21 protein-coding genes and 1 tRNA gene are annotated in these 18,887 nt (G+C 65.7%); 18 read left to right on the top strand and 4 right to left on the bottom strand.

Translation table 11 applies throughout. The annotated features are described in order from the left end of the window. The first annotated feature begins 33 nt into the window (after window positions 1-33). The 3 genes from BMI87_RS12055 to BMI87_RS12045 are packed head-to-tail and all read left to right on the top strand — an operon-like array spanning window position 34 to window position 3,145. Window positions 34-1,725 carry an acyl-CoA dehydrogenase gene (locus tag BMI87_RS12055; RefSeq protein ID WP_078521747.1) on the top strand — a complete coding sequence of 564 codons (1,692 nt, stop codon included), beginning with the start codon at window positions 34-36 and terminating at the stop codon, window positions 1,723-1,725. Next, on the top strand, window positions 1,722-2,774 hold the full coding sequence (locus BMI87_RS12050; protein ID WP_246832690.1) for an MBL fold metallo-hydrolase: 1,053 nt from the start codon (window positions 1,722-1,724) through the stop codon (window positions 2,772-2,774). Before BMI87_RS12055 ends, BMI87_RS12050 begins: the two co-directional genes overlap by 4 nt. Continuing rightward, on the top strand, window positions 2,771-3,145 hold the full coding sequence (locus BMI87_RS12045) for a hypothetical protein (RefSeq protein WP_078521745.1): 375 nt from the start codon (window positions 2,771-2,773) through the stop codon (window positions 3,143-3,145). Before BMI87_RS12050 ends, BMI87_RS12045 begins: the two co-directional genes overlap by 4 nt. 24 nt (window positions 3,146-3,169) lie before the next feature. On the opposite strand, the gene BMI87_RS12040 is transcribed toward BMI87_RS12045, so the two are convergent. Then, on the bottom strand, window positions 3,170-4,447 hold the full coding sequence (locus BMI87_RS12040) for an RNA-guided endonuclease TnpB family protein (RefSeq protein ID WP_078521744.1): 1,278 nt from the start codon (window positions 4,445-4,447) through the stop codon (window positions 3,170-3,172). Window positions 4,448-4,483: 36 nt separating this feature from the next. Here BMI87_RS12040 and tnpA point away from each other — a divergent pair, with 36 nt between their 5' ends. The 4 genes from tnpA to BMI87_RS12025 all read left to right on the top strand — a co-directional run bounded on the left by tnpA (window position 4,484) and on the right by BMI87_RS12025 (window position 5,959). Continuing rightward, window positions 4,484-4,885, top strand: coding sequence for an IS200/IS605 family transposase (gene tnpA / locus BMI87_RS12035; protein ID WP_078522116.1), 402 nt, complete (start codon window positions 4,484-4,486; stop codon window positions 4,883-4,885). Window positions 4,886-4,952: 67 nt separating this feature from the next. Continuing rightward, complete coding sequence (locus tag BMI87_RS22935; RefSeq protein WP_256376240.1) at window positions 4,953-5,075, top strand: hypothetical protein; 123 nt, start codon at window positions 4,953-4,955, stop codon at window positions 5,073-5,075. A gap of 61 nt (window positions 5,076-5,136) precedes the next feature. Then, window positions 5,137-5,271: an aa3-type cytochrome c oxidase subunit IV gene (locus BMI87_RS12030; RefSeq protein WP_078521743.1), complete on the top strand. Its 135-nt coding sequence runs from the start codon at window positions 5,137-5,139 to the stop codon at window positions 5,269-5,271. Window positions 5,272-5,323: 52 nt separating this feature from the next. Continuing rightward, on the top strand, window positions 5,324-5,959 hold the full coding sequence (locus BMI87_RS12025; RefSeq protein ID WP_246831640.1) for a hypothetical protein: 636 nt from the start codon (window positions 5,324-5,326) through the stop codon (window positions 5,957-5,959). An 8-nt stretch (window positions 5,960-5,967) separates the two neighbouring features. Here the strand turns inward: BMI87_RS12025 and BMI87_RS12020 are convergent, their stop codons facing one another. Continuing rightward, window positions 5,968-7,053, bottom strand: coding sequence for an AbrB family transcriptional regulator (locus BMI87_RS12020; RefSeq protein WP_078522114.1), 1,086 nt, complete (start codon window positions 7,051-7,053; stop codon window positions 5,968-5,970). 257 nt (window positions 7,054-7,310) lie between these two features. Between BMI87_RS12020 and BMI87_RS12015 the strand changes: the two genes are divergently transcribed. From BMI87_RS12015 to BMI87_RS11995, 5 genes are all read left to right on the top strand, one after another. Continuing rightward, window positions 7,311-8,261, top strand: coding sequence for a TAXI family TRAP transporter solute-binding subunit (locus tag BMI87_RS12015; protein WP_078521742.1), 951 nt, complete (start codon window positions 7,311-7,313; stop codon window positions 8,259-8,261). A gap of 72 nt (window positions 8,262-8,333) precedes the next feature. Then, a complete protein-coding gene (locus BMI87_RS12010) occupies window positions 8,334-10,415 on the top strand; it encodes a TRAP transporter permease (protein ID WP_146681591.1) in 2,082 nt (693 codons plus the stop codon). Beyond that, window positions 10,412-10,795, top strand: coding sequence for a DUF1850 domain-containing protein (locus BMI87_RS12005; protein ID WP_078521741.1), 384 nt, complete (start codon window positions 10,412-10,414; stop codon window positions 10,793-10,795). Before BMI87_RS12010 ends, BMI87_RS12005 begins: the two co-directional genes overlap by 4 nt. A gap of 22 nt (window positions 10,796-10,817) precedes the next feature. Next, window positions 10,818-12,581, top strand: a complete 1,764-nt coding sequence (locus tag BMI87_RS12000) for an ATP-binding protein (RefSeq protein WP_078521740.1) — start codon at window positions 10,818-10,820, stop codon at window positions 12,579-12,581. Further along, entirely contained in the window at window positions 12,578-13,885 is a 1,308-nt protein-coding gene (locus BMI87_RS11995) for a sigma-54 dependent transcriptional regulator (protein ID WP_078521739.1), read from the top strand. Before BMI87_RS12000 ends, BMI87_RS11995 begins: the two co-directional genes overlap by 4 nt. A 29-nt stretch (window positions 13,886-13,914) precedes the next feature. Here the strand turns inward: BMI87_RS11995 and BMI87_RS11990 are convergent. Further along, a tRNA-Thr gene (locus BMI87_RS11990) sits at window positions 13,915-13,989 on the bottom strand. Window positions 13,990-14,107: 118 nt separating this feature from the next. On the opposite strand from BMI87_RS11990, the gene BMI87_RS22550 reads away from it, so the two are divergent. The 6 genes from BMI87_RS22550 (at window position 14,108) to BMI87_RS11965 (ending at window position 18,463) form a co-directional block, all read left to right on the top strand. Further along, a complete protein-coding gene (locus BMI87_RS22550; RefSeq protein ID WP_165756964.1) occupies window positions 14,108-14,278 on the top strand; it encodes a hypothetical protein in 171 nt (56 codons plus the stop codon). A 1-nt stretch (window position 14,279) separates the two neighbouring features. After that, complete coding sequence (murA, locus tag BMI87_RS11985) at window positions 14,280-15,548, top strand: UDP-N-acetylglucosamine 1-carboxyvinyltransferase (RefSeq protein WP_078521738.1); 1,269 nt, start codon at window positions 14,280-14,282, stop codon at window positions 15,546-15,548. Window positions 15,549-15,599: 51 nt separating this feature from the next. Continuing rightward, a complete protein-coding gene (locus tag BMI87_RS11980; protein ID WP_078521737.1) occupies window positions 15,600-16,079 on the top strand; it encodes a DUF2948 family protein in 480 nt (159 codons plus the stop codon). A 137-nt stretch (window positions 16,080-16,216) separates the two neighbouring features. Beyond that, entirely contained in the window at window positions 16,217-17,530 is a 1,314-nt protein-coding gene (gene hisD / locus BMI87_RS11975; protein WP_078521736.1) for a histidinol dehydrogenase, read from the top strand. Further along, window positions 17,530-18,006, top strand: a complete 477-nt coding sequence (locus tag BMI87_RS11970) for a UPF0262 family protein (protein WP_078521735.1) — start codon at window positions 17,530-17,532, stop codon at window positions 18,004-18,006. The genes hisD and BMI87_RS11970 overlap by 1 nt, the downstream gene beginning before the upstream one ends. 4 nt (window positions 18,007-18,010) lie before the next feature. Continuing rightward, on the top strand, window positions 18,011-18,463 hold the full coding sequence (locus BMI87_RS11965; RefSeq protein WP_078521734.1) for a low molecular weight phosphatase family protein: 453 nt from the start codon (window positions 18,011-18,013) through the stop codon (window positions 18,461-18,463). Here BMI87_RS11965 and BMI87_RS11960 read toward each other — a convergent pair whose 3' ends face one another. Further along, window positions 18,464-18,838 (bottom strand): helix-turn-helix domain-containing protein, encoded by a 375-nt coding sequence (locus tag BMI87_RS11960; RefSeq protein ID WP_078521733.1) that lies wholly within the window; start codon window positions 18,836-18,838, stop codon window positions 18,464-18,466. Between the last annotated feature and the right edge of the window lie 49 nt (window positions 18,839-18,887).

Genomic DNA, 18,887 nt, shown 5'->3' with positions numbered 1-18,887 from the left:
CGCGGCAATTGCCAAGCTGCCCGGAGGAGACCCATGACTTACCGTTCCCCCGTCACCGATATTCGCTTCATTCTCGACCATGTCGTGCCGCTCGCACCGGTCGCGGCCACCGAGTTGTTCGCCGAGGCGACCCCCGATATGGTCGAGGCGATCCTCACCGAAGGCGGCAAACTGTGCGACGAGGTGATCGCGCCGACCAATCGCGAGGGCGATCTGACGCCCGCGAAACTGGAGAACGGGGTTGTGCGCTCGCCCGCCGGCTTCAAGGAGGCCTTCGCGGCGCTGGCCGAGGGCGGCTGGATCGGCATCGCGGCGGACCCGGAGCATGGCGGGATGGGGCTGCCGCAGGCGCTCAATGTCGGCTTCAACGATATGCTCTCGGGCGCAAACCTGTCGCTGCAGCTCAGCCCGCTGCTGACGCAGGGCCAGATCGAGGCGCTGGAACATCACGCCTCCGACGAGATCAAGGCGCTCTATCTGCCCAAGCTGATCTCGGGCGAATGGTCGGGCACGATGAACCTGACCGAGCCGGGGGCGGGCTCCGACGTCGGCGCGCTGAAGACGAAGGCGGTGCCAAACGATGACGGCACCTATGCGATCTCGGGGCAGAAGATTTTCATCACCTGGGGCGACAATGATTGCGTCGAGAATACCTGCCATCTCGTGTTGGCGCGTCTTCCCGATGCGGCCCCCGGCACGAAGGGGATCAGCCTCTTCATGGTGCCGAAGCTGATCCCGGATGCCGACGGCAAGCCGGGCGTGGCCAACTCGCTGAAAGTGGTCTCGCTGGAGCACAAGCTGGGCATCCACGGCTCGCCCACCTGCGTGATGAGCTATGAGGGTGCGACCGGCTGGCTCGTCGGCGAGGAGAACAAGGGCATGGCCGCGATGTTCACGATGATGAACAACGCGCGTCTGAACGTCGGCGCACAAGGCATCGGTGTGGCCGAGGCCGCCTATCAGCAGGCGCTGGCTTATGCGAAGGACCGGGTGCAATTCGCGCCGATCGTCGAGCATGCCGATGTGCGCCGGATGCTGGCGTGCATGAAGGCCGAGATTTTCGCGGCACGCTCGATCGCGCTGGCCTGTGGCGTCGCGATCGATATGGGCCGCGCGACGGGTGATGCGAACTGGCAGGCCCGCGCGGCGCTGCTGACGCCGATCGCGAAGGCTTACGGCACCGATATGGGCATCCGCGTGGCCTCGACCGGCGTGCAGGTCCATGGCGGCATGGGCTTCATCGAGGAGACCGGCGCGGCGCAATATCTGCGCGATGTGCGGATCACCACGATCTACGAAGGCACCAACGGCATTCAGGCGATGGACCTTGTGGGCCGCAAGATGATGGACGAGGGCAAGGCTGCCTTCCGTCTGCTTCAGGAGATCGAGGACGAGGCGCAGGGCGCGCGGGGCGATTTCCCGGTGTTGGCCGAAGACGTCTGGCAGGCCGCCGAGGAGCTGCGCGAGCACACCGAATGGATGGTCAGCCGGGGCATGCAGGACCGCTTCGCCGGTGCCGTGCCCTATCTCGACGCCTTCGCGCGGGTGCTGGGTGGCTATTACCACCTGCGCGCCGCGATGGCCGAGGGCCGCGATTCCGCGCGCGGGCATCTGGCCGCCGTCTATATCCGTCGCCTGATGCCCGCCTACGCCGCTTCGCTGGCCGAGGCGAAGGAAGGGGCGGAAGGGCTCTACGCGCTGAGCGTCGAAGATCTCGAGGCATGAGGGGCGACGGCGCTCCCGTGTCGATGAATGGCATCCGCTACCCTTGGGCGGAGCCGCCCGGGCCGGGCGGGGCGATCGAGGTCGCGCCCGGGGTGATGTGGATCCGTCTGCCGCTGCCGATGGCGCTCGATCACGTCAATTGCTTCGCGCTCGATGAAGGCGATGGCTGGGTGCTGGTCGATCCCGGCATCGACACGCGCAAATGCCGCGCGGCGCTGCAGGCGGCAATGGATGGTCCGCTGGGTGGCAAGCCGGTCACGAAGGTCTTGGTGACGCATTACCACCCCGATCACATTGGGCTGGCGGGCTGGCTGCAGGAGCAGGGGGCCGAGCTGATCACGACACGCACCTCGTGGCTGTTCGCGCGGATGCTGCAACTCGACCCGCAGGACCGGCCCGTGGCCGAGACGCTGACCTATTACCGGCGCGCCGGTATGGACCCGGCGCTTCTGGACAAGCGCGCCAATGAACGTCCCTTCAACTTCGCCGATTGCGTGCATGCGCTGCCGCTTGGCTTTACCCGGATCGTGGAGGGCGACGAGATCACCCTCGGCGGGCGGCGTTGGGCGGTGAAGATAGGCGACGGACACGCGCCCGAACATGCGACACTGTGGAGCTTGGACGACGATCTGGTTCTGGGCGGCGATCAGCTTCTGCCCTCGATCTCGGCGAATCTCGGCGTCTATGCGACCGAACCCGAGGCCGACCCGCTGGCCGACTGGTTGACCTCCTGCGCGCGCTTTGCCGAGATCGCGGAGGATCGTCACCTCGTGCTGCCCGGCCACAAGCTGCCCTTCACCGGGCTGCCGCTACGGCTGCGCCAGATGATCGAGAACCATGAGGGCGCGCTGAAACGACTGCGCAAGCATCTCGACACCCCGCGCACCGCCTGCGAGTGCTTCCCGCCGCTGTTCAAACGACAGATCGACCAGAGCACCCACGGGCTCGCGATGGTCGAAGCGATGGCGCATCTCAACCATCTTTGGCACAAAGGGGAGGTGAGCCGCACCTTGCGAGAGGACGGCGCCTGGCTCTGGAGCCTGAAATGACCGAGATACGCACCACCGCCGAAGCCCATGAGGAAGCCGCCCTTCCGAATGCGAAGGTGGTGCATACTTCGGAGAACGCGCCCAAGACCGCCGAGGTCAAACCGCTTCCGCCCGAACTGGCGCGCGGGCGGCCCGAGGATAAGAGCCCGGCGCAATGGGCTTATGAGCGGGTTTTGCTCTATATCCAGAACTTCGAAGAGCAGCTGCAGGAAGACGAGGAGGTCGTTCTTGGCCTCACCGGCGGCGAGGCGGGCGTGCTGCAGATCGAGGGGATCGGCTTTTTCGACCCCGACATCCTCACTTTCGACGGCACCGACGAATACGGCGCGCGCACGCAGCTCATCCAGCATTTAACATCTTCCCCTCCCTGAAGGGCGGGGATTTCCACTTCGGCCCTATGCGGCATCGAACCGCTCCGGGCCGAGATGAGTTGACGCTTCATGGGCGGCTGATGCCTGAGCCTCCACGTCCAGCAACGGAGCGTTCCCCCGCTGATCCTCGTCCCGGGCGAGGGCCCGGGCCAGGATATTCTTCGCCGCGTTGATATCGGCATTGGTTTGCGCGCCGCAGGCGGTGCATGCGAAGAGAGCTTGGCTCTCGCGGCTCCTCGCATCCACATGGCCGCATACGGCGCAGGTCTGGCTGGTGTAAGCGGCCGGGACCTTGATCAGGATCCCTCCCGTTTCCTCGAGCTTGTAGCCGAGCATGCGCTCCAGCGCATGCCAGCCGACGTTCAGAATCTCCCGGTTCAGCCCGGCTTTTTGCGCCACGTTACGCCCCGGCGCCTCCGCCGTGCCGCGCGCAGAGCGGGTCATGGCGCCGATCTTGAGATCCTCGATCGCCACCAGCCCATGATCCCGCGCCAATCGGCGCGACAGCACATGGGCCAGGTGGGCCCGGACCCGGGCGTCCCGCGCCCGCAGGGTGGCCAGGCGGCGGCGCGCCCGCGCATAACGGGCCGATCCCCGCTTGCGGCGCGACAGCGTCTTCTGGGCGCGGCGGATCGCGGCCCGGCGCCGCTTCACCGTCTTCGGAAGATGGACCATCTCCCCGGTCGAAAGCGCGTAGGGCACGGCCACGCCGCGATCGATGCCCACGGCGGCGGCCGGAACCAGCCGCTCTTCAATCTCGCAGCGGGTTGCGATCGAGATCTCCCAGCCGCCGTCGGGGCGGCGCCGGAGCGTCGCGTTGCGGATCTCGACCGTGCCATCGGCCCGGGCGCGCAGCGGACGGGTGTCGCGATAGCGGATCCAGCCGATCTTCGGGATGCGGACCTCTGACCATTTTGCGTTCAATTTTCGCAGCGCGATCTCGCGGCCAACATGGCGGAAACTGTCCGCCGCGCCCCGCTTGCGCGGGCGCGGATATCCGGCCCGCCCCTCGAAAAAATTCGCATAGGCTCGATCGAGATCGATCAGGGCCTGGTTCTGCGCAGTCTGGCTGATGGCACGGATCCAGTCGAAGTCGCTACGAAGCTCTGAAAGCTCGCGCGAAAGACCTTTCGCACCGAAATTCCTTGGATCGCCGCCGGCAAAAGGCCGGCCGCCCCATGTTCGCCGCTGCTCTAGCGCCAGATTGTAGACTAGGCGCGTGACGCCAGCCGTCTGCGCGAGCAGGACTTCCTGCTCCGGCGTCGGCTTGAGCCGGTAGACATGGCCACGGATCGTCTGCATAGTCAAATTATAACATTTGGTCTTAGGGTTCTCAATATGGAATATAGATCGGGAAGACAAGTTGTTAGCGACCTCCATGTCCACTTGGTCTTTGTAACCAAGTCCCGGCGTGGTCTTCTTGACGCTGATGCTCATCAGCGTCTTAAAGGTGCCTTCGAGAAAGTCGCCGCAGGCTTCGGCGCCACTGTGGTTGAATGCGATGGCGAGGACGATCACATGCATCTGTTGCTGGAGTATCCAGCAACAGTGCCGGTTGCGAAGCTTGTCAACTCATTGAAAGGGGTCGGGTCGCGGCTATTGCTGCGCGACCGTGAAGATTTGCGGCGCCGCAGCCCGAAGGGCCTTTGGTCGCCGAGTTACTTTGCCGCCAGCTGCGGCGGGCCGCCCCTCGATGTCATCCGCGACTATGTGCGGAAACAGAGAGCGCCGACGGCATAAAACTGCCTTATCCCTCCCCGCCCTAAAGGACGGGGTTCCCGGGCATTGGGCGAACCAGCTCAACGTGATGCTGATCGCGCAGCCGAAACCGGTCGCGGACGAAGCGGCGCGCCGTATCGGCTTCCGGCTCGCCCGCGCGCTGGAAGAAGAAAATGCATCTGACAGCGCGAACCCTCAAGACGAGGCGTGACAGCTTGTCGCGGCTCGGCTAGTTTTCCCTCTGGGAGACAGCGCAAAAGGGAGAACGCGCAATGGCCGAGTATAAACCGGGCAATATGGACATTCGTGACCAGGAGAGAACATTCAGCGGTTTTGTTCGCTTCGTCACGATTTCGGTGATTGTGATCATCTGCTTTCTGGTGTTTCTCGCTCTCGTAGGCGGCTGACGCGACCGGCGGCGGCTGAAAAAGACATGCTTGGGAACGGGAGATCGGGCAGATGATGCGCGTGCTTCTTGTCTGCCTGATGCTGCCGCTTCTTCTGGCTGGCTGCGGGGCGGATAACATCTATGCCTCGGATGCCGAGGTCGCCAAATATCGCTATGTTTCCGACGAACCGCCTTCGGTCACGCTCTATACCGTGATCTCGACCAATACCGGCTCGGGCGGGCATTCGGCGCTGCTGATCAACGGGCGTGAGCGGATCATCTTCGATCCGGCAGGCACCTGGAATCATCCCTGGGCGCCCGAGCGCCACGATGTGCATTTCGGCATTACCGAGAAGATGCGGAAATTCTACATCGACTACCATGCCCGCGAGAGCTGGTATGTGCGCGCCCAGAAGCTTCCGATCACGATGGCGCAGGCCGATCAGTTGATGGCCCGCGTGGAGCGCAACGGCTCGGTCAACAAGATGATGTGCGCGGATTCGGTGTCGAGCGCGCTGCGCGACATGCCGTGGCTGCACGACAAGGTGCCCTTCACCTTCTCGCCGCTGAAACTGTCGAAGGCGTTCGGGCAGTTGCCGGGCGTGACCGAGAAGGATCACTACGACAACGATCCCGATGACAATTCGGGCGTGCTGATGATCCAGCAGCAGCCCTACAATCACGGCGACACCCAGTTCAGAAACTGAACGTGCCTTCAGACATCGCCTCGCCTGCGTGACAATGCGCGGGCGAGTGCGGGACCTGCGATCAGCACCAGCAGGAAGCGGCCGATCTGCATCGCCATGACGAAGGGCACATCTACCTGTGTGCCCGCCGCGATGATCGCCACCGAATCCGCGCCGCCCGGGCTGGTGGCGAGATAGGCGGTCACAGGCTCGATCCCGGCGAAATAGACCAATCCCATCGCGAAGGCCGCGCAGAGGGCGATCAATGCGATGATCGAGCCGAGGATGCGCGGCAGCAGCCGTGCGGCATGGCGCAGCACGGCGCGTGTGAAGCGCATCCCGATCCCCCAGCCGACCACCGCATAGCTGATCGCGAGCACGGTCTGGGGTAGCGTGATCGTCAGCAAGCCGGAGGCGCTTGCGATCAGTCCGAAGGCCATCGGCAGCAGCAGGCCGCCACCCGGAATGCGCAGCCGCACGCCCAGAAAGGCAGCCCCGATCCCGAGCGCGAGCGTCTCGACCGCGGCGAGGACGTCCATCGGGCCTTGCTCGGCGAGTGCCGCGCCGACTTCCCTAGCCTGCGCCACGCCGAAAATCTGCACGACAGCGGTGGCGGCGATCGCACAGCAGGCGACGCGGGTATATTGCATGACGGCGACGAGCCGCATGTCAGCGCCGTAATCGTCCGACATCAGCGTCATCGCGGTCGCGGCTCCGGGGGAGGAGCCCCAGATCGCCGTCGTGCCCGGCAAGCCGCCCGCCCGCGCCATCACCCAGCCGAGCGCGCTCGCCCCCAGCACGGTGGAGAGCGTTCCGGCAAGGAAGATCGGCCAGTCGCGGGCGATCTCGGGCAGGATCGAGGCGGGAAGCTTCGAGGCGATCATCACGCCCACGACACCCTGCGCCGCGATGAAGCCCAAAGGCGGCAGCCGCACCGCCCCGCCGCTCGCGGCAAGCGCGATCGCGACCGCCATCGGCCCCAGAAGAAGCGCCGCCGAGAGATGCGCGAGACTCAGAGCGAAGGCCAGAAGCGCAGAGCCCGCGAGGAGGACCGCCCAGCGCAATGCAGGGGGCCAGTGGTCGGGGGCGTATCGGAAGGGAGGCAAAGAGCGCATGGGGACTTTGAAGACGAAAATCAGGTATTTCCGAGCAGATAGGGCGATGCGCGTCAAGCGCCCAGCGAAATAGGGGCGGAAATTGCCCGGCATATCGGCTTTGCGCGGCGCTCGTGGCAGAACCCCGCCAGAGCCCGCGCAGAGATCTGCCAGCTTTCTTGTCGCAGCGGTGTGAGTTGAATTGATCCCTGCGCGAAACCGGGCATCCTAGAGCCAGTCCCGCTTTCAATGCGGGCAATGTCATATGGGAGGAAAGGATGTTCCAGAACATCAAGCTCGGCGCGCTGATCGCCGGGGCCGTGGCGCTGAGCGCGCCCGTCGCGAAGGCCGAGAACTTCATCAACATTCTCACCGGGGGCACCTCGGGCGTCTACTATCCGCTCGGCGTGGCGCTGTCGGAAGTCTATGGCGAGACGATGCCTGACGCGCGCGTGCAGGTGCAGTCGACCAAGGCCTCGGTCGAGAACCTCAACCTGCTCCAGCAGGGCCGGGGCGAGCTGGCCTTTGCGCTGGGGGATTCGGTGAAGGACGCCTGGGAGGGTAACCCCGAGGCAGGCTTCAAGGCGCCGCTGGGCAAGCTGCGCGCCATCGCGGCGATCTACCCGAACTTCATTCAGGTCGCGGCCCTCAAGGATGCGGGTGCCACCACGATCACCGATCTCAAGGGCAAGAGTCTCTCTGTCGGCGCCGCGAAATCGGGCACCGAACTGAACGCGCGCAAGATCTTCGACGCGGCGGGCATGAGCTATGACGATCTGGGCAAGGTCGAGTATCTGCCGTTCTCGGAATCGGTCGAACTGATGAAGAACCGCCAGCTCGACGCGACCTTCCAGTCCTCGGGCCTCGGCAACGCGGCGCTGAAGGACCTCTCGACCACGCAGGACGTGACCTTCGTCGCGATCCCGGCCGATATCGCCGAGAAACTGGGCGCGCCCTACAAGGCGGGCGTGATCCCGGCGGGCACCTATCCGGGCCAGGACGCGGATGTGCCGACCGTGGCGATCACGAATATCCTCGTGACCCGTGAAGGCGTGTCCGACGAGGAAGCCTACCAGATGACCAAGCAGCTCTTCGAACATCTCGACACGCTCAAGGCGGCGCATTCGGCGGCCAATGGGATCTCGGCCGAGGCGGCGGTGCAGGGTCTTCCGATCCCGCTGCATCCGGGCGCCGAGCGTTACTACAAGGAAATCGGTATCCTGAAGTAACGCCGCGCAGACACATGGGCAGGGCGGCGCGCTCGGGCGGGTCGCCCTCGCCTTTCGAGGGAGGAGAGAGTGATGGATATGGATAAGGAAGCGGCGGTCGATGCCGTGGTGCATGACCCGCTGGCAGACGGGTTCCCGCATAGCCGCGAGGGGCGCGTGCTGTTCTGGCTCGCGGTGGCCTTCTCGGTCTGGCAGATCGCCTTCGCCGCGCATGTGATCAACCCCTCGAGCCAGATCGCGCGGGCGGTCCATGTGGGCTTCCTGCTGGCGCTTGGCTTCCCGCTCCTCTCGCTTGCCAAGGGCTATGGCCCGCTCGGGCGTTCCGTCGCCTACCTGCTCGCCGCCGGTGGCGTGGCCGTCGCCGCCTATCAATGGATCGAATACACGCCGCTCCTGTTGCGCGCAGGCGATCCGAACACGCTCGATCTCGTGGTCGGCGTGGTGCTTCTGATCACCGTCTTCACCGCTGCCTGGATGCTGATGGGGCCAGCGCTGCCGATCATCGCGGGCACGTTCTTCGCCTATGCGATGTTCGGGCAATATCTGCCCTCGCCGCTCAACCATCGCGGCTACGCGTTCGAGCAGGTGATCGAGCAGATGAGCTTCGGCACCGAAGGGATTTACGGCATCCCGACCTATGTCTCAGCGACCTATATCTTCCTCTTCATCCTCTTCGGCTCGTTCCTTGAGAAAGCCGGGATGATCAAACTCTTCACCGACGTCTCGCTTGGCATGGTCGGCCACAAGATGGGCGGTGCCGCGAAAGTCTCGGTGCTGTCCTCGGGTCTGATGGGCACGATCTCGGGGTCCGGCGTGGCGAATGTCGTCACCACCGGGCAATTCACCATCCCTCTGATGAAGCGCTTCGGCTATCGCCCGGCCTTCGCGGGCGGCGTCGAGGCGACCTCGTCGATGGGCGGGCAGATCATGCCGCCGGTGATGGGGGCGGTCGCCTTCATCATGGCCGAGACGCTGGGCGTCGATTATGTCGAGGTGGTGAAAGCCGCGCTGATCCCGGCGATCCTCTATTTCGCGGGCGCCTTCTGGATGGTGCATCTCGAGGCTGGCAAGCGCGATCTGCGCGGTCTTGCCAAATCCGAACTGCCTAGCCCGCGCAAGGCGCTGAAAGAGGGCTGGTATCTGCTGTTGCCGCTCGCGGTGCTCGTCTACCTGCTGTTCTCGGGCTACACGCCGCTGTTCGCGGGCACGGTGGGTCTGTCGTTGACGGGTCTGCTGATCCTCGGCGGCTCGGTCGCGCTGGGCCTGCCGAACCAGGTGCTGCGGATGATCTTCTGGGTCGTGATCGCGCTGGTCGCAGCCGCCTTCTTCGAGATCGGCATCTGGGCGGTGCTGGGCGCGGTGGCGGTGCTGGTCGCGATCAACGCCTTCAACAAGGGCGGGCGCGAGACGCTGGCGATCTGCCGCGACAGCCTTGCCGATGGCGCGCGCACCGCACTGCCCGTGGGGATTGCCTGCGCGCTGGTCGGCGTGATCATCGGGGTGATGACGCTTACGGGGGCCGCGACCACCTTCGGGCAGTTCATCGTCGGCGTCGGCAAGTCGAGCCTGTTCCTTTCGCTGATCCTGACCATGATCACCTGCATCGTGCTGGGCATGGGGATTCCGACGATCCCGAACTACATCATCACCTCCTCGATCGCAGGCCCGGCGCTTCTGGACCTCGGCGTGCCGCTGATCGTGAGCCACATGTTCGTCTTCTATTTCGGCATCCTTGCGGACCTGACGCCACCTGTGGCGCTGGCCTGTTTCGCCGCCGCGCCGATCGCGAAGGAAAGCGGGCTGCGGATCAGCTTCGAGGCGATCAAGGTCGCCGCCGCCGGCTTCGTCGTGCCCTTCATGGCGGTCTATACGCCCGCGCTGATGCTGCAGGATGGCGGCCCGCTTGCCGCCGAGATCGGCTATTGGCCCGCCGTCGCCTATATCATCATCAAGGCGCTGCTGGCGCTCGCGCTCTGGGGCGTGGCGGTGATCGGCTGGCTGGGCCGTCCTCTGGCGCTTTGGGAACGTGCGCTTGCGATGGTCGCGGGCTTCACGCTGATCGCCGCGCTGCCGCTGACCGATGAGATCGGCTTCGCACTGGTCGCGGCCTTCGGCGCGACGCTCTGGCTGCGCCGCGCGCGGGCCACGGCATGAGCGCGACCTGCCTCATGGTTGGGGCTGCGATGATCGCGCTGGCGCCCTCGGGCCAGTTCTCGCTGGAATGGACCCATTCGGTCGAGAAAGAGGGCTGGCGCGAACATTGGCAGGTGACCGATCACGACACGCTGCGCCTTGTGGGCGCGGCGGTGAAAGGCTCGGGCGCGGGGATGGAGCCGGGTCCGGGCGGTCATTTCGAGGATGGCTGGTGGGTCTGGAGCACGACCGGCCCCGACGTGCCCGATCTGGAACTGGCAGCCTCGGGGGCGACGGTCTCGGGCTGGACTTTGTGCTCGGTCGATTGTCAGGTGATCGGAGCCGAGCGCGAGGCACCGATCCGGATCGCGCCTTGCCCCGCCGAGCCGGGCGACGGCTGAGAGCGATCGAGAGGGAGGGCGCATGGCCAAGCCTGCCGCGCGCATGACATTCTGGCGGGTGATCGCGGTCTGCGCGATCTCCGTCGCGGCGGCGGTGGGCGCGTGGCGCATCGCGCTGTCGGGCATCGACGCGCGGCTTGACCGCAGCCTGATCCTGACCCTGCGCGCGCTGGAAACCGAGATTGACCGCTTCCGCTACCTGCCCGCCGTGGTGGGGCAGGATGCCCGCATCCGCGCGGTGATCGGCACGCCCGATGCACCCGGCGCGGATCTCGCGGCGAACCGCTACCTTGCCGAGGTTCTGGGGCTCTCGGGGGCCGATCAGCTTTACCTGATGGACGGGCAGGGCGTAACGCTTGCGGCGTCGAACTGGGACAGCCCGGCCTCTTTCGTAGGCCACGACTACAGCTTCCGCCCCTATTTCCGCGATGCGATCGCCACCGGGCAGGGCGCCTTCTACGCGATCGGGGTGACCACCGGGGTCCCGGGCTATTTCCTCTCTGCGCGGATCGGGGATCGCGATGGTCCGCCCGGTGTGGTGGTGGTGAAGGTCGACCTCGACCCGCTGCAACAGGCCTGGGCACAGGCGGGGCAGGCGGTGGCGGTGGCCGATCCCGATGGGGTGGTGTTCCTCTCGGGCAATCCCGACTGGCTCTATCACCCGCTCCATCCGCTCGCCCCCGAGGCGCGCGCGCGGCTGGCCGATCTGAAGACCTATCCCGGGCGCGATCCGGCGACACAGGGGCCGCTGATGCAAGGCAGCGCCGCGTGGATGTTCGATGCGAGCGGCGCGCGGCTGCGCAGCCAGACTGCTGCTTTCGGCGAGGGCTGGACGGTGGTGGCCGCCGCCCCGGTGCAGCCCGCGATACTCTCGGCGCTGATCGCGGGGGTGACGGCGGCGCTGGCCTCGGTGCTGGGTCTGGCGCTGGCGAAAACACAGGCGCAGCGGCGGCAGCTCGTGGCGCTGCGCTTGCGCCAATCCGAGATGCTGGAACACAAGGTGGCCGAGCGCACCCGCGCCCTTGGCCGCGAGATCGAGGCCCGCCGCCAGACCGAGGCGGAACTGCGCGCCGCGCAGGAAGGCTTGATCCATTCCGAGAAGATGGCCGCGCTTGGCCGGATGTCGGCCGCGATCGTGCATGAGGTCAGCCAGCCGCTCGCCGCGATGGAGGCGACCCTTGCCGCCGCCGAGATGGGTGCCGCGCGCAGCACCGAAAAGACGGTCGCCCGCATCGAGACCGCGCGCAACCTGATCCGCCGGATGCAGCGCACGATCAAGCACCTGAAAAGCTTCTCGCGCAAGGACACCGCCGCGCTGGAGCGGATCGAGATCGGCGCGGTGGCGGCAAGTGCCCTGGAGCTGGTCGCGCCGCGCGCCCGTGCGCTCGGGATCAAGCCGCGCGTGGTGGTTCCCGATGGTCCGCTTTACGCCAATGCGGGACGGGTGCGGCTGGAACAGGTGTTGGTGAACCTTCTCCTGAATGCGCTCGATGCGGTCGAGGGGCAGCCCGCGCCCGAAGTCGAGCTGCGTCTGGAGGGCGTGGAAGAAGAGCTGCATCTGAGCGTCCGCGACAACGGCCCCGGCATCGCCCCCGAAGACGTCCCGCGTGTGACCGAGCCGTTTTTCTCGACCAAGGAGGAGGGTTCGGGGCTTGGCCTCGGCCTTGCGATCTCGCAGGCGATCCTGTCCGAGATCGGCGGGCGCCTCGATATCCGCTCGACGCCGGGGGCGGGCACGCAGATGATCGTGACGCTCACACGGGTGCGCGAAAAGGAGCCGGTATGACCGCACTGATCCATGTCGTGGAAGATGATGACGACCACCGCGCGGCGCTCGCCGATCTGATCGAGGCGGGCGGCTATGACTGCGAGGGGTTTGCCAATGCGCAGGCGGCGCTCGATGCGTCAAGTTTGCCGGATCTGGTGGTCAGCGATCTGCGGATGCCAGGGATCGACGGGTTCGGCTTGCTGGAGGCGCTCAAGGCGCGCAGTCCCGATCTGCCGGTGCTTATGATCACCGGGCATGGCGATGTCTCGCATGCGGTGAAGGCGATGCAGCTCGGCGCGGAGGACTTCCTCGAGAAACCCTATGACGCACGGCACCTGCTGGCGGTGGTCGATCGGGCGCTTCGGGCCCGCGCGACGCGGACCGAGCTGGGGCGGCTGCAAGACGAGATCGCGCGGCGCGACGGGGCGGAGATCCTTGGCCAGTCGGCGGCCATCGCGGCGCTGCGCGCGCGAATCGCGGCGCTCGGCCCGCTGGAGATCGACCTCGTGGTGACGGGGGAAACCGGGACGGGGAAGGAGTTGGTCGCCCGTGCGCTTCATGCGGCCAGCCCGCGCGCGCAGGGTCCGTTCGTTGCGCTCAACTGTGCCGCATTGCCCGAGACGCTGTTCGAGATCGAGATCTTCGGCCATGTCGCGGGTGCTTTTCCCGGTGCGCAGGACAAGCCTGGCAAGCTGGAGGCGGCCTCGGGCGGCACGCTGGTGCTCGACGAGGTCGAGGCTATGCCGGCGGCGGTGCAGCCCAAACTGCTGCGCGCCTTGCAGGAACGTCAGGTGGAGCGTCTGGGCGAAAACCGCCTGCGCCCGCTCGATCTGCGGATCATCGCGCTGACGAAATCGGACCTGCGCGCGCGCACGCTCGATGACAGCTTCCGCGCCGATCTGTTCTATCGCCTCGCCGGAGCCGAGATCACGCTCGATCCGCTGCGCTCTCTGGGCGAGGATATCGTTCTGCTGTTTCGCCATTTCGCGGAGCTTGCCGCACGCCGCTATGGCCGCGAGGTCCCGGACCTGCCCTATAGCCTGCGCGAACAGCTCAAGCGCCGCCCCTGGCCCGGCAATGTCCGCGAATTGAAAGCAGCGGCGGAACGCTTCGCGCTTGGCCTCGATCTGCCCGACGCGCCGACCGAGGCGCCCTCGGCCCCGCAAAGCCTCGCCGACAGGGTCGCGGCCTATGAGGCGCGCGAGATCAGCGCCGCGCTCGAACGCTGCCGGGGCAATACCGAACGGGCCGCCCAGGCGCTCGGCATCGCGCGGCGGACGCTGAACGACAAGATCAGCCGCTACGGGATTCGCGCCGATTAGGCGGTGGTTTTACTCGGGAAGGGGGAAGGTGGTGCTGCTGGAGAGACTTGAACTCTCGACCTCTCCCTTACCAAGGGAGTGCTCTACCGCTGAGCTACAGCAGCGCCGGTTTCGGTCCGTCGCTTCGACCGTGGCGGGGATTTAGACGCAATCGCGAAGGGGTGCAAGGGTAAATCTTGCTCTCTCTCGACAGGATTTCACAGGCGGGTTAAACGAGGCGCCATGACAGGCGGAAAGAAAGATGGATCGGGCACGTCCCGCGATGCGGAATTGAGCCGCGAAGAGCGTCGGGCGCAGGCGCTGCGCGCGAATCTGCAGCGGCGCAAGGCGCAGGCGCGCGCCCGCAAATCCGAATCCAAGCCGCCGAATAACAACGAATCCGAGGGCAGTTGACATGGACAGCATCGTCGTACGCGGCAACGGGCCACTTTCCGGCCAAATCCCGATCGCGGGGGCGAAAAACGCCTGTCTCGCGCTGATGCCGGCCACGCTACTCAGCGATGAGCCGCTGACCCTGACCAATGCGCCGCGCCTGTCGGATATCCGCACGATGACCGAATTGCTGGCGAGCCTCGGCGCGGAAGTGACCGCGCTGCAGGAGGGCAAGGTTCTGGCGACCTCGTGTCACGGCGAGATCAACCCGGTCGCGGATTATGAAATCGTGCGCAAGATGCGCGCCTCGAATCTGGTGCTCGGGCCGCTCTTGGCGCGTCTGGGCCATGCGGTCGTGTCGCTGCCGGGCGGCTGTGCGATCGGTGCGCGCCCGATGGATATCCATGTCGATGCGCTTGCAGCGCTCGGGGCAGAGATTGAGCTGAAGGATGGCTATCTGCATGCCGAAGCGAAGGGCGGGCTGAAAGGCGCCACCCATGAGATGCGCTTCGCTTCCGTTGGCGCGACCGAGAACTTCCTGATGGCGGCCTCGCTCGCGAAGGGCACCTCGGTGCTGAAGAATGCAGCCCGCGAGCCGGAAATCGTCGATCTGGCGAAATGCCTGCGCGCGATGGGGGCGCAGATCGAGGGCGACGGCACCTCCGAAATCGTGATCGAGGGCAAGGACCGCCTGCACGGCGCGACCCACCCGGTCGTGGCGGATCGGATCGAGCTGGGCACCTATATGCTCGCACCCGCGATCTGCGGCGGCGAGGTGGAATGTCTTGGCGGTCGAATCGATCTGCTGGAGAGCTTCTGCGAGAAGCTCGACGCGGCGGGCATCTCGGTCGAGCAGACCCATACCGGCCTCAAGGTCGCGCGCAAGAATGGCCGCATCCGCGCAGTCGACGTGACGACCGAGCCCTTCCCCGGCTTCCCGACCGACCTGCAGGCGCAGATGATGGCGCTTCTTTGCACCGCTGAGGGCACCAGTGTTCTGGAAGAGAAGATTTTCGAGAATCGCTTCATGCACGCGCCCGAGCTGGTGCGGATGGGGGCGAATATAGACGTCCATGGCGGTCATGCGACGGTCCACGGCGTCGAGAAGCTCAAAGGGGCGCCGGTGATGGCGACTGACCTGCGCGCCTCCGTGTCGCTGATCCTTGCAGGGCTGGCCGCGGAAGGTGAGACCGTCGTCAGCCGTGTCTATCACCTCGATCGTGGCTACGAGCGCGTCGAGGAGAAACTGGCGGGCGTCGGTGCGCATATCGAGCGCGTGAAAGCGAGTTGATCGGCTGGCAATTCCCGCCGTCTTCCCCATATCGAATGCAGAGGTGACCCAATGACCCGTGATGCGAAATTCGAAGATGGTGGCGAAGGCGCGATCGCGCTGCGCGCCGAGACCAAAGACGACCTCCCCGTGATCGCGGCGCTGGTGCAGGATGCCGTGCTGCCGATCACCGAGATCGCCTGGGAGGCGAAATCCCGGCGTCTCGCGCTGCTGATCAACCGCTTCCGCTGGGAAGACAAGGCGCAGGCCGAGGCCGAGAAGCGCCCCTATGAGCGGGTGCGGTCGCTGCTGGTGATCTCGGACGTCACCCATGTCGCGAGCATGGGGATCGATCGTTCGGATCGCGACGTGGTGCTCTCGATCCTCGATATCACCTTTGAAGAGACCGAGGACGGCGCGGGTCGCGTGACCCTGACGCTGGCGGGCGATGGCGCGCTGGCGGCGGATGTCGAATGTCTCGATGTCGATCTGCGCGACGTGGAGCGGCCCTATCGGGCGCCCTCCGGCAAGGTGCCGCATCATCCCGAGTAAGCCGCGTTTTGTCGCCGGAGATGCCTCCGGCGGGGATATTTACGCCAAGTCGAAGTGGAATTGCCCTTGCGGGCAGGGTCGTGCTTGCGGGGCAGGACGGGAGTCTCTAATCCGAAGAGCGGAATAGGAGACTGTCGATGCCGCACTTTCTGGACACGCGCGAAGAGGGCTTTGAGGCCCGGTTTGTCGAACTTCTGGGGATGAAGCGCGAGGACAGCCCCGATGTGGATGCTGTCGTAGCCGATATCATCGCGGATATCCGCAAGCGGGGCGATGCCGCGCTGATCGAGCTGACCGCGAAATTCGACCGACTGGAACTGACGCCCGAGACGCTGGCCTTCTCGCCCGAGGAAATCGAGGCCGAGGTCGCGAAAGTGCCCGCCGAGGAGCGCGCGGCGCTGGAATTAGCGGCCGAACGTATCCGCGCCTATCACGAGCGCCAGATGCCGCATGACGCGCGTTGGATCGATGCGAGCGGGGCGGAGCTTGGCTGGCGCTGGGGGCCGGTCTCAGCCGCGGGGCTCTATGTGCCCGGCGGGCTGGCGAGCTATCCCTCTTCGGTGCTGATGAACGCGATCCCCGCGAAGGTCGCGGGGGTGGAACGTCTGGTCGTGGCCTGCCCGACGCCGGGCGGGGCGGTGAACCCGCTGGTGCTGCTGGCCGCGCAACTGGCAGGCGTCGATACGGTCTATCGGATGGGCGGCGCGCAGGCGATTGCCGCGCTGGCCTACGGGACCGAGACGATCACGGCGGTCGACAAGATCACCGGGCCGGGCAACGCTTTCGTGGCGGCGGCCAAGCGGCGCGTGTTCGGGCGCGTCGGCATCGACATGATCGCGGGGCCGTCGGAAATCCTCGTGATCGCGGATGGCACGGGCGATCCGGATTGGATCGCGCTCGACTTGATGAGCCAGGCCGAGCATGACGAGAGCGCGCAGGCGATCCTGATCACCACCGACGAGGCCTTCGGCAAGGCAGTTATTGCGGCGGTCGAGAAGCGCCTCGAAACGCTGGAGCGCCGCGCAATTGCAGGCGCGAGCTGGCGTGACTTCGGGGCGGTGATCGTCGCGCGCGATCTGATGGAGGCGGCCGAGCTGTCGAACCGGGTCGCCCCCGAGCATCTGGAGCTTTGCGTCGCCGATCCCGATTGGCTGTCTGAGGCGATCACCCATGCCGGCGCGATCTTCCTTGGCGCCTACACGCCAGAAGCGATCGGCGATTATATCGGCGGGCCGAACCACGTTCTGCCTACGGCGCGCTCGGCACGGTTCTCCTCGGGCCTGTCGGTGATGGATTTCATCAAGCGCACGACGCTGGCGAAGATGACGCCCGGCGCGCTGAAGGCAATCGGCCCTTCGGCGGAGATTCTGGCGAAATCGGAAAGCCTCGAGGCGCATGGGCTGTCGGTGCGTGCGCGGCTCGATGCGCTCAATGAGGAAGGGGAGGGGTGATGGCCCGGATTTCGCATATCCAGCTGGACACGGGCGGGCTGCCCGCGCCCTCGCCTGAAATCGAGCAGGAGCGCAAGGTCGCGATCTACGATCTGCTCGAGGATAACAGCTTCAATATCCCGGGCCGCGACGGGCAACCTGCACCAGAAGGGCCGTTCGCGCTGACGCTTGGCGTGCGCGACCGGCGGCTGGTTTTCGACACCGAAACCGAGAGCGGCGCGAAAGTGGCGGAGTTTCATCTGTCCTTCGGCCCGTTCCGGCAGGCGGTGAAGGATTACTTTCAGATCTGCGAGAGCTATTTCGAGGCGGTCAAGAAGCTGCCGCCGAGCCAGATCGAGGCGATCGACATGGCCCGGCGCGGCATCCATAACGAAGGCGCGCGCATTCTGCAGGAACGCCTTGAAGGCAAGGCCGAGATCGACATCGACACGGCGCGGCGCCTCTTCACCCTCGTTGCCGTTCTCGCCCCGAGGTAAACGGATGGGCGAGATCCCCAACTCCGTTCTTTTTGCGTGCGATCATAATTCCACGCGCTCCCCGATGGCAGAGGGGATGATGAAGAAATTCTACGGCACCGAATGCTACGTGCAGTCGGTGGGCGTGAAGGCCGATCTGGAGATCGACGGCTTCACCATCGCAGTGATGGCCGAGATCGGTGTCAATCTGGAGCGTCACCGTGCGCGCTCTTTCACCGAGTTGCAGGAATGGGGCGACGATCTGTCTGCCTTCGATCTGGTGATCGCGCTGTCGCCCGCCTCGCAGCGTCAGGCGCTGGAGCTGACGCGGTTTTTTCATCTCGACGTGGAATATTGGCCGATCCTAGACCCGACCGGCATCGGCGAGACGCGCGAGGCCAAGCTCGCCGCCTATCGCGACACCCGCGACCAGATCCGTCGCCATCTCATCGATCGTTTCGGAGAGCCGACCGTCTGATCAGCCGCCAGACTGTGCAGGCTGCGTGCCAAGTCGGTCCAGATTCGCCTCGATCCACTGCGCGACCTCGAAATAGCGGATCGCGATCGCCTCTCCCGCCTCCGTCAGGCAATAGTCCACGCGCGGCGGCACCTCGCCATGATCGCGCCGCGAGATCAGCCCATCCGCTTCGAGCACCTGCAATGTCTGAGCCAGCATCCGCTCGGAAATGCCGCCGATCCTGCGACGCAACTCGGAAAAGCGCAGCCGCCCGTCGCGAAGCGCGACCAGAACCAGCCCACCCCAGCGCGAACTGACATGCGACAGGATCATGCGCGAGGGGCAATCGGCGTTGAACACATCTGCGACGGGCAGCGCGGGATCGATCTGTTGCATAATGCGGAGGCTCCTGTGCGGTACTGCTGAACACTTACCAAAATGTAGG

Origin of the sequence: Thioclava sp. F28-4 (assembly GCF_002020045.1) — a bacterium.
Lineage (GTDB): Bacteria > Pseudomonadota > Alphaproteobacteria > Rhodobacterales > Rhodobacteraceae > Thioclava > Thioclava sediminum.
This window is presented reverse-complemented; position numbering and strand designations above follow the sequence as displayed.

Excerpts from the sequence above, each read along its gene's own strand:
- BMI87_RS12055 (WP_078521747.1), top strand. The coding sequence starts at position 34 with ATGACTTACCGTTCCCCCGTCACCGATATTCGCTTCATTCTCGACCAT.
- BMI87_RS12050 (WP_246832690.1), top strand. The coding sequence starts at position 1,722 with ATGAGGGGCGACGGCGCTCCCGTGTCGATGAATGGCATCCGCTACCCT.
- BMI87_RS12045 (WP_078521745.1), top strand. The coding sequence starts at position 2,771 with ATGACCGAGATACGCACCACCGCCGAAGCCCATGAGGAAGCCGCCCTT.
- BMI87_RS12040 (WP_078521744.1), bottom strand. The coding sequence starts at position 4,447 with ATGCAGACGATCCGTGGCCATGTCTACCGGCTCAAGCCGACGCCGGAG.
- tnpA (WP_078522116.1), top strand. The coding sequence starts at position 4,484 with ATGGAATATAGATCGGGAAGACAAGTTGTTAGCGACCTCCATGTCCAC.
- BMI87_RS22935 (WP_256376240.1), top strand. The coding sequence starts at position 4,953 with ATGCTGATCGCGCAGCCGAAACCGGTCGCGGACGAAGCGGCGCGCCGT.
- BMI87_RS12030 (WP_078521743.1), top strand. The coding sequence starts at position 5,137 with ATGGCCGAGTATAAACCGGGCAATATGGACATTCGTGACCAGGAGAGA.
- BMI87_RS12025 (WP_246831640.1), top strand. The coding sequence starts at position 5,324 with ATGATGCGCGTGCTTCTTGTCTGCCTGATGCTGCCGCTTCTTCTGGCT.
- BMI87_RS12020 (WP_078522114.1), bottom strand. The coding sequence starts at position 7,053 with ATGCGCTCTTTGCCTCCCTTCCGATACGCCCCCGACCACTGGCCCCCT.
- BMI87_RS12015 (WP_078521742.1), top strand. The coding sequence starts at position 7,311 with ATGTTCCAGAACATCAAGCTCGGCGCGCTGATCGCCGGGGCCGTGGCG.
- BMI87_RS12010 (WP_146681591.1), top strand. The coding sequence starts at position 8,334 with ATGGATATGGATAAGGAAGCGGCGGTCGATGCCGTGGTGCATGACCCG.
- BMI87_RS12005 (WP_078521741.1), top strand. The coding sequence starts at position 10,412 with ATGAGCGCGACCTGCCTCATGGTTGGGGCTGCGATGATCGCGCTGGCG.
- BMI87_RS12000 (WP_078521740.1), top strand. The coding sequence starts at position 10,818 with ATGGCCAAGCCTGCCGCGCGCATGACATTCTGGCGGGTGATCGCGGTC.
- BMI87_RS11995 (WP_078521739.1), top strand. The coding sequence starts at position 12,578 with ATGACCGCACTGATCCATGTCGTGGAAGATGATGACGACCACCGCGCG.
- BMI87_RS22550 (WP_165756964.1), top strand. The coding sequence starts at position 14,108 with ATGACAGGCGGAAAGAAAGATGGATCGGGCACGTCCCGCGATGCGGAA.
- murA (WP_078521738.1), top strand. The coding sequence starts at position 14,280 with ATGGACAGCATCGTCGTACGCGGCAACGGGCCACTTTCCGGCCAAATC.
- BMI87_RS11980 (WP_078521737.1), top strand. The coding sequence starts at position 15,600 with ATGACCCGTGATGCGAAATTCGAAGATGGTGGCGAAGGCGCGATCGCG.
- hisD (WP_078521736.1), top strand. The coding sequence starts at position 16,217 with ATGCCGCACTTTCTGGACACGCGCGAAGAGGGCTTTGAGGCCCGGTTT.
- BMI87_RS11970 (WP_078521735.1), top strand. The coding sequence starts at position 17,530 with ATGGCCCGGATTTCGCATATCCAGCTGGACACGGGCGGGCTGCCCGCG.
- BMI87_RS11965 (WP_078521734.1), top strand. The coding sequence starts at position 18,011 with ATGGGCGAGATCCCCAACTCCGTTCTTTTTGCGTGCGATCATAATTCC.
- BMI87_RS11960 (WP_078521733.1), bottom strand. The coding sequence starts at position 18,838 with ATGCAACAGATCGATCCCGCGCTGCCCGTCGCAGATGTGTTCAACGCC.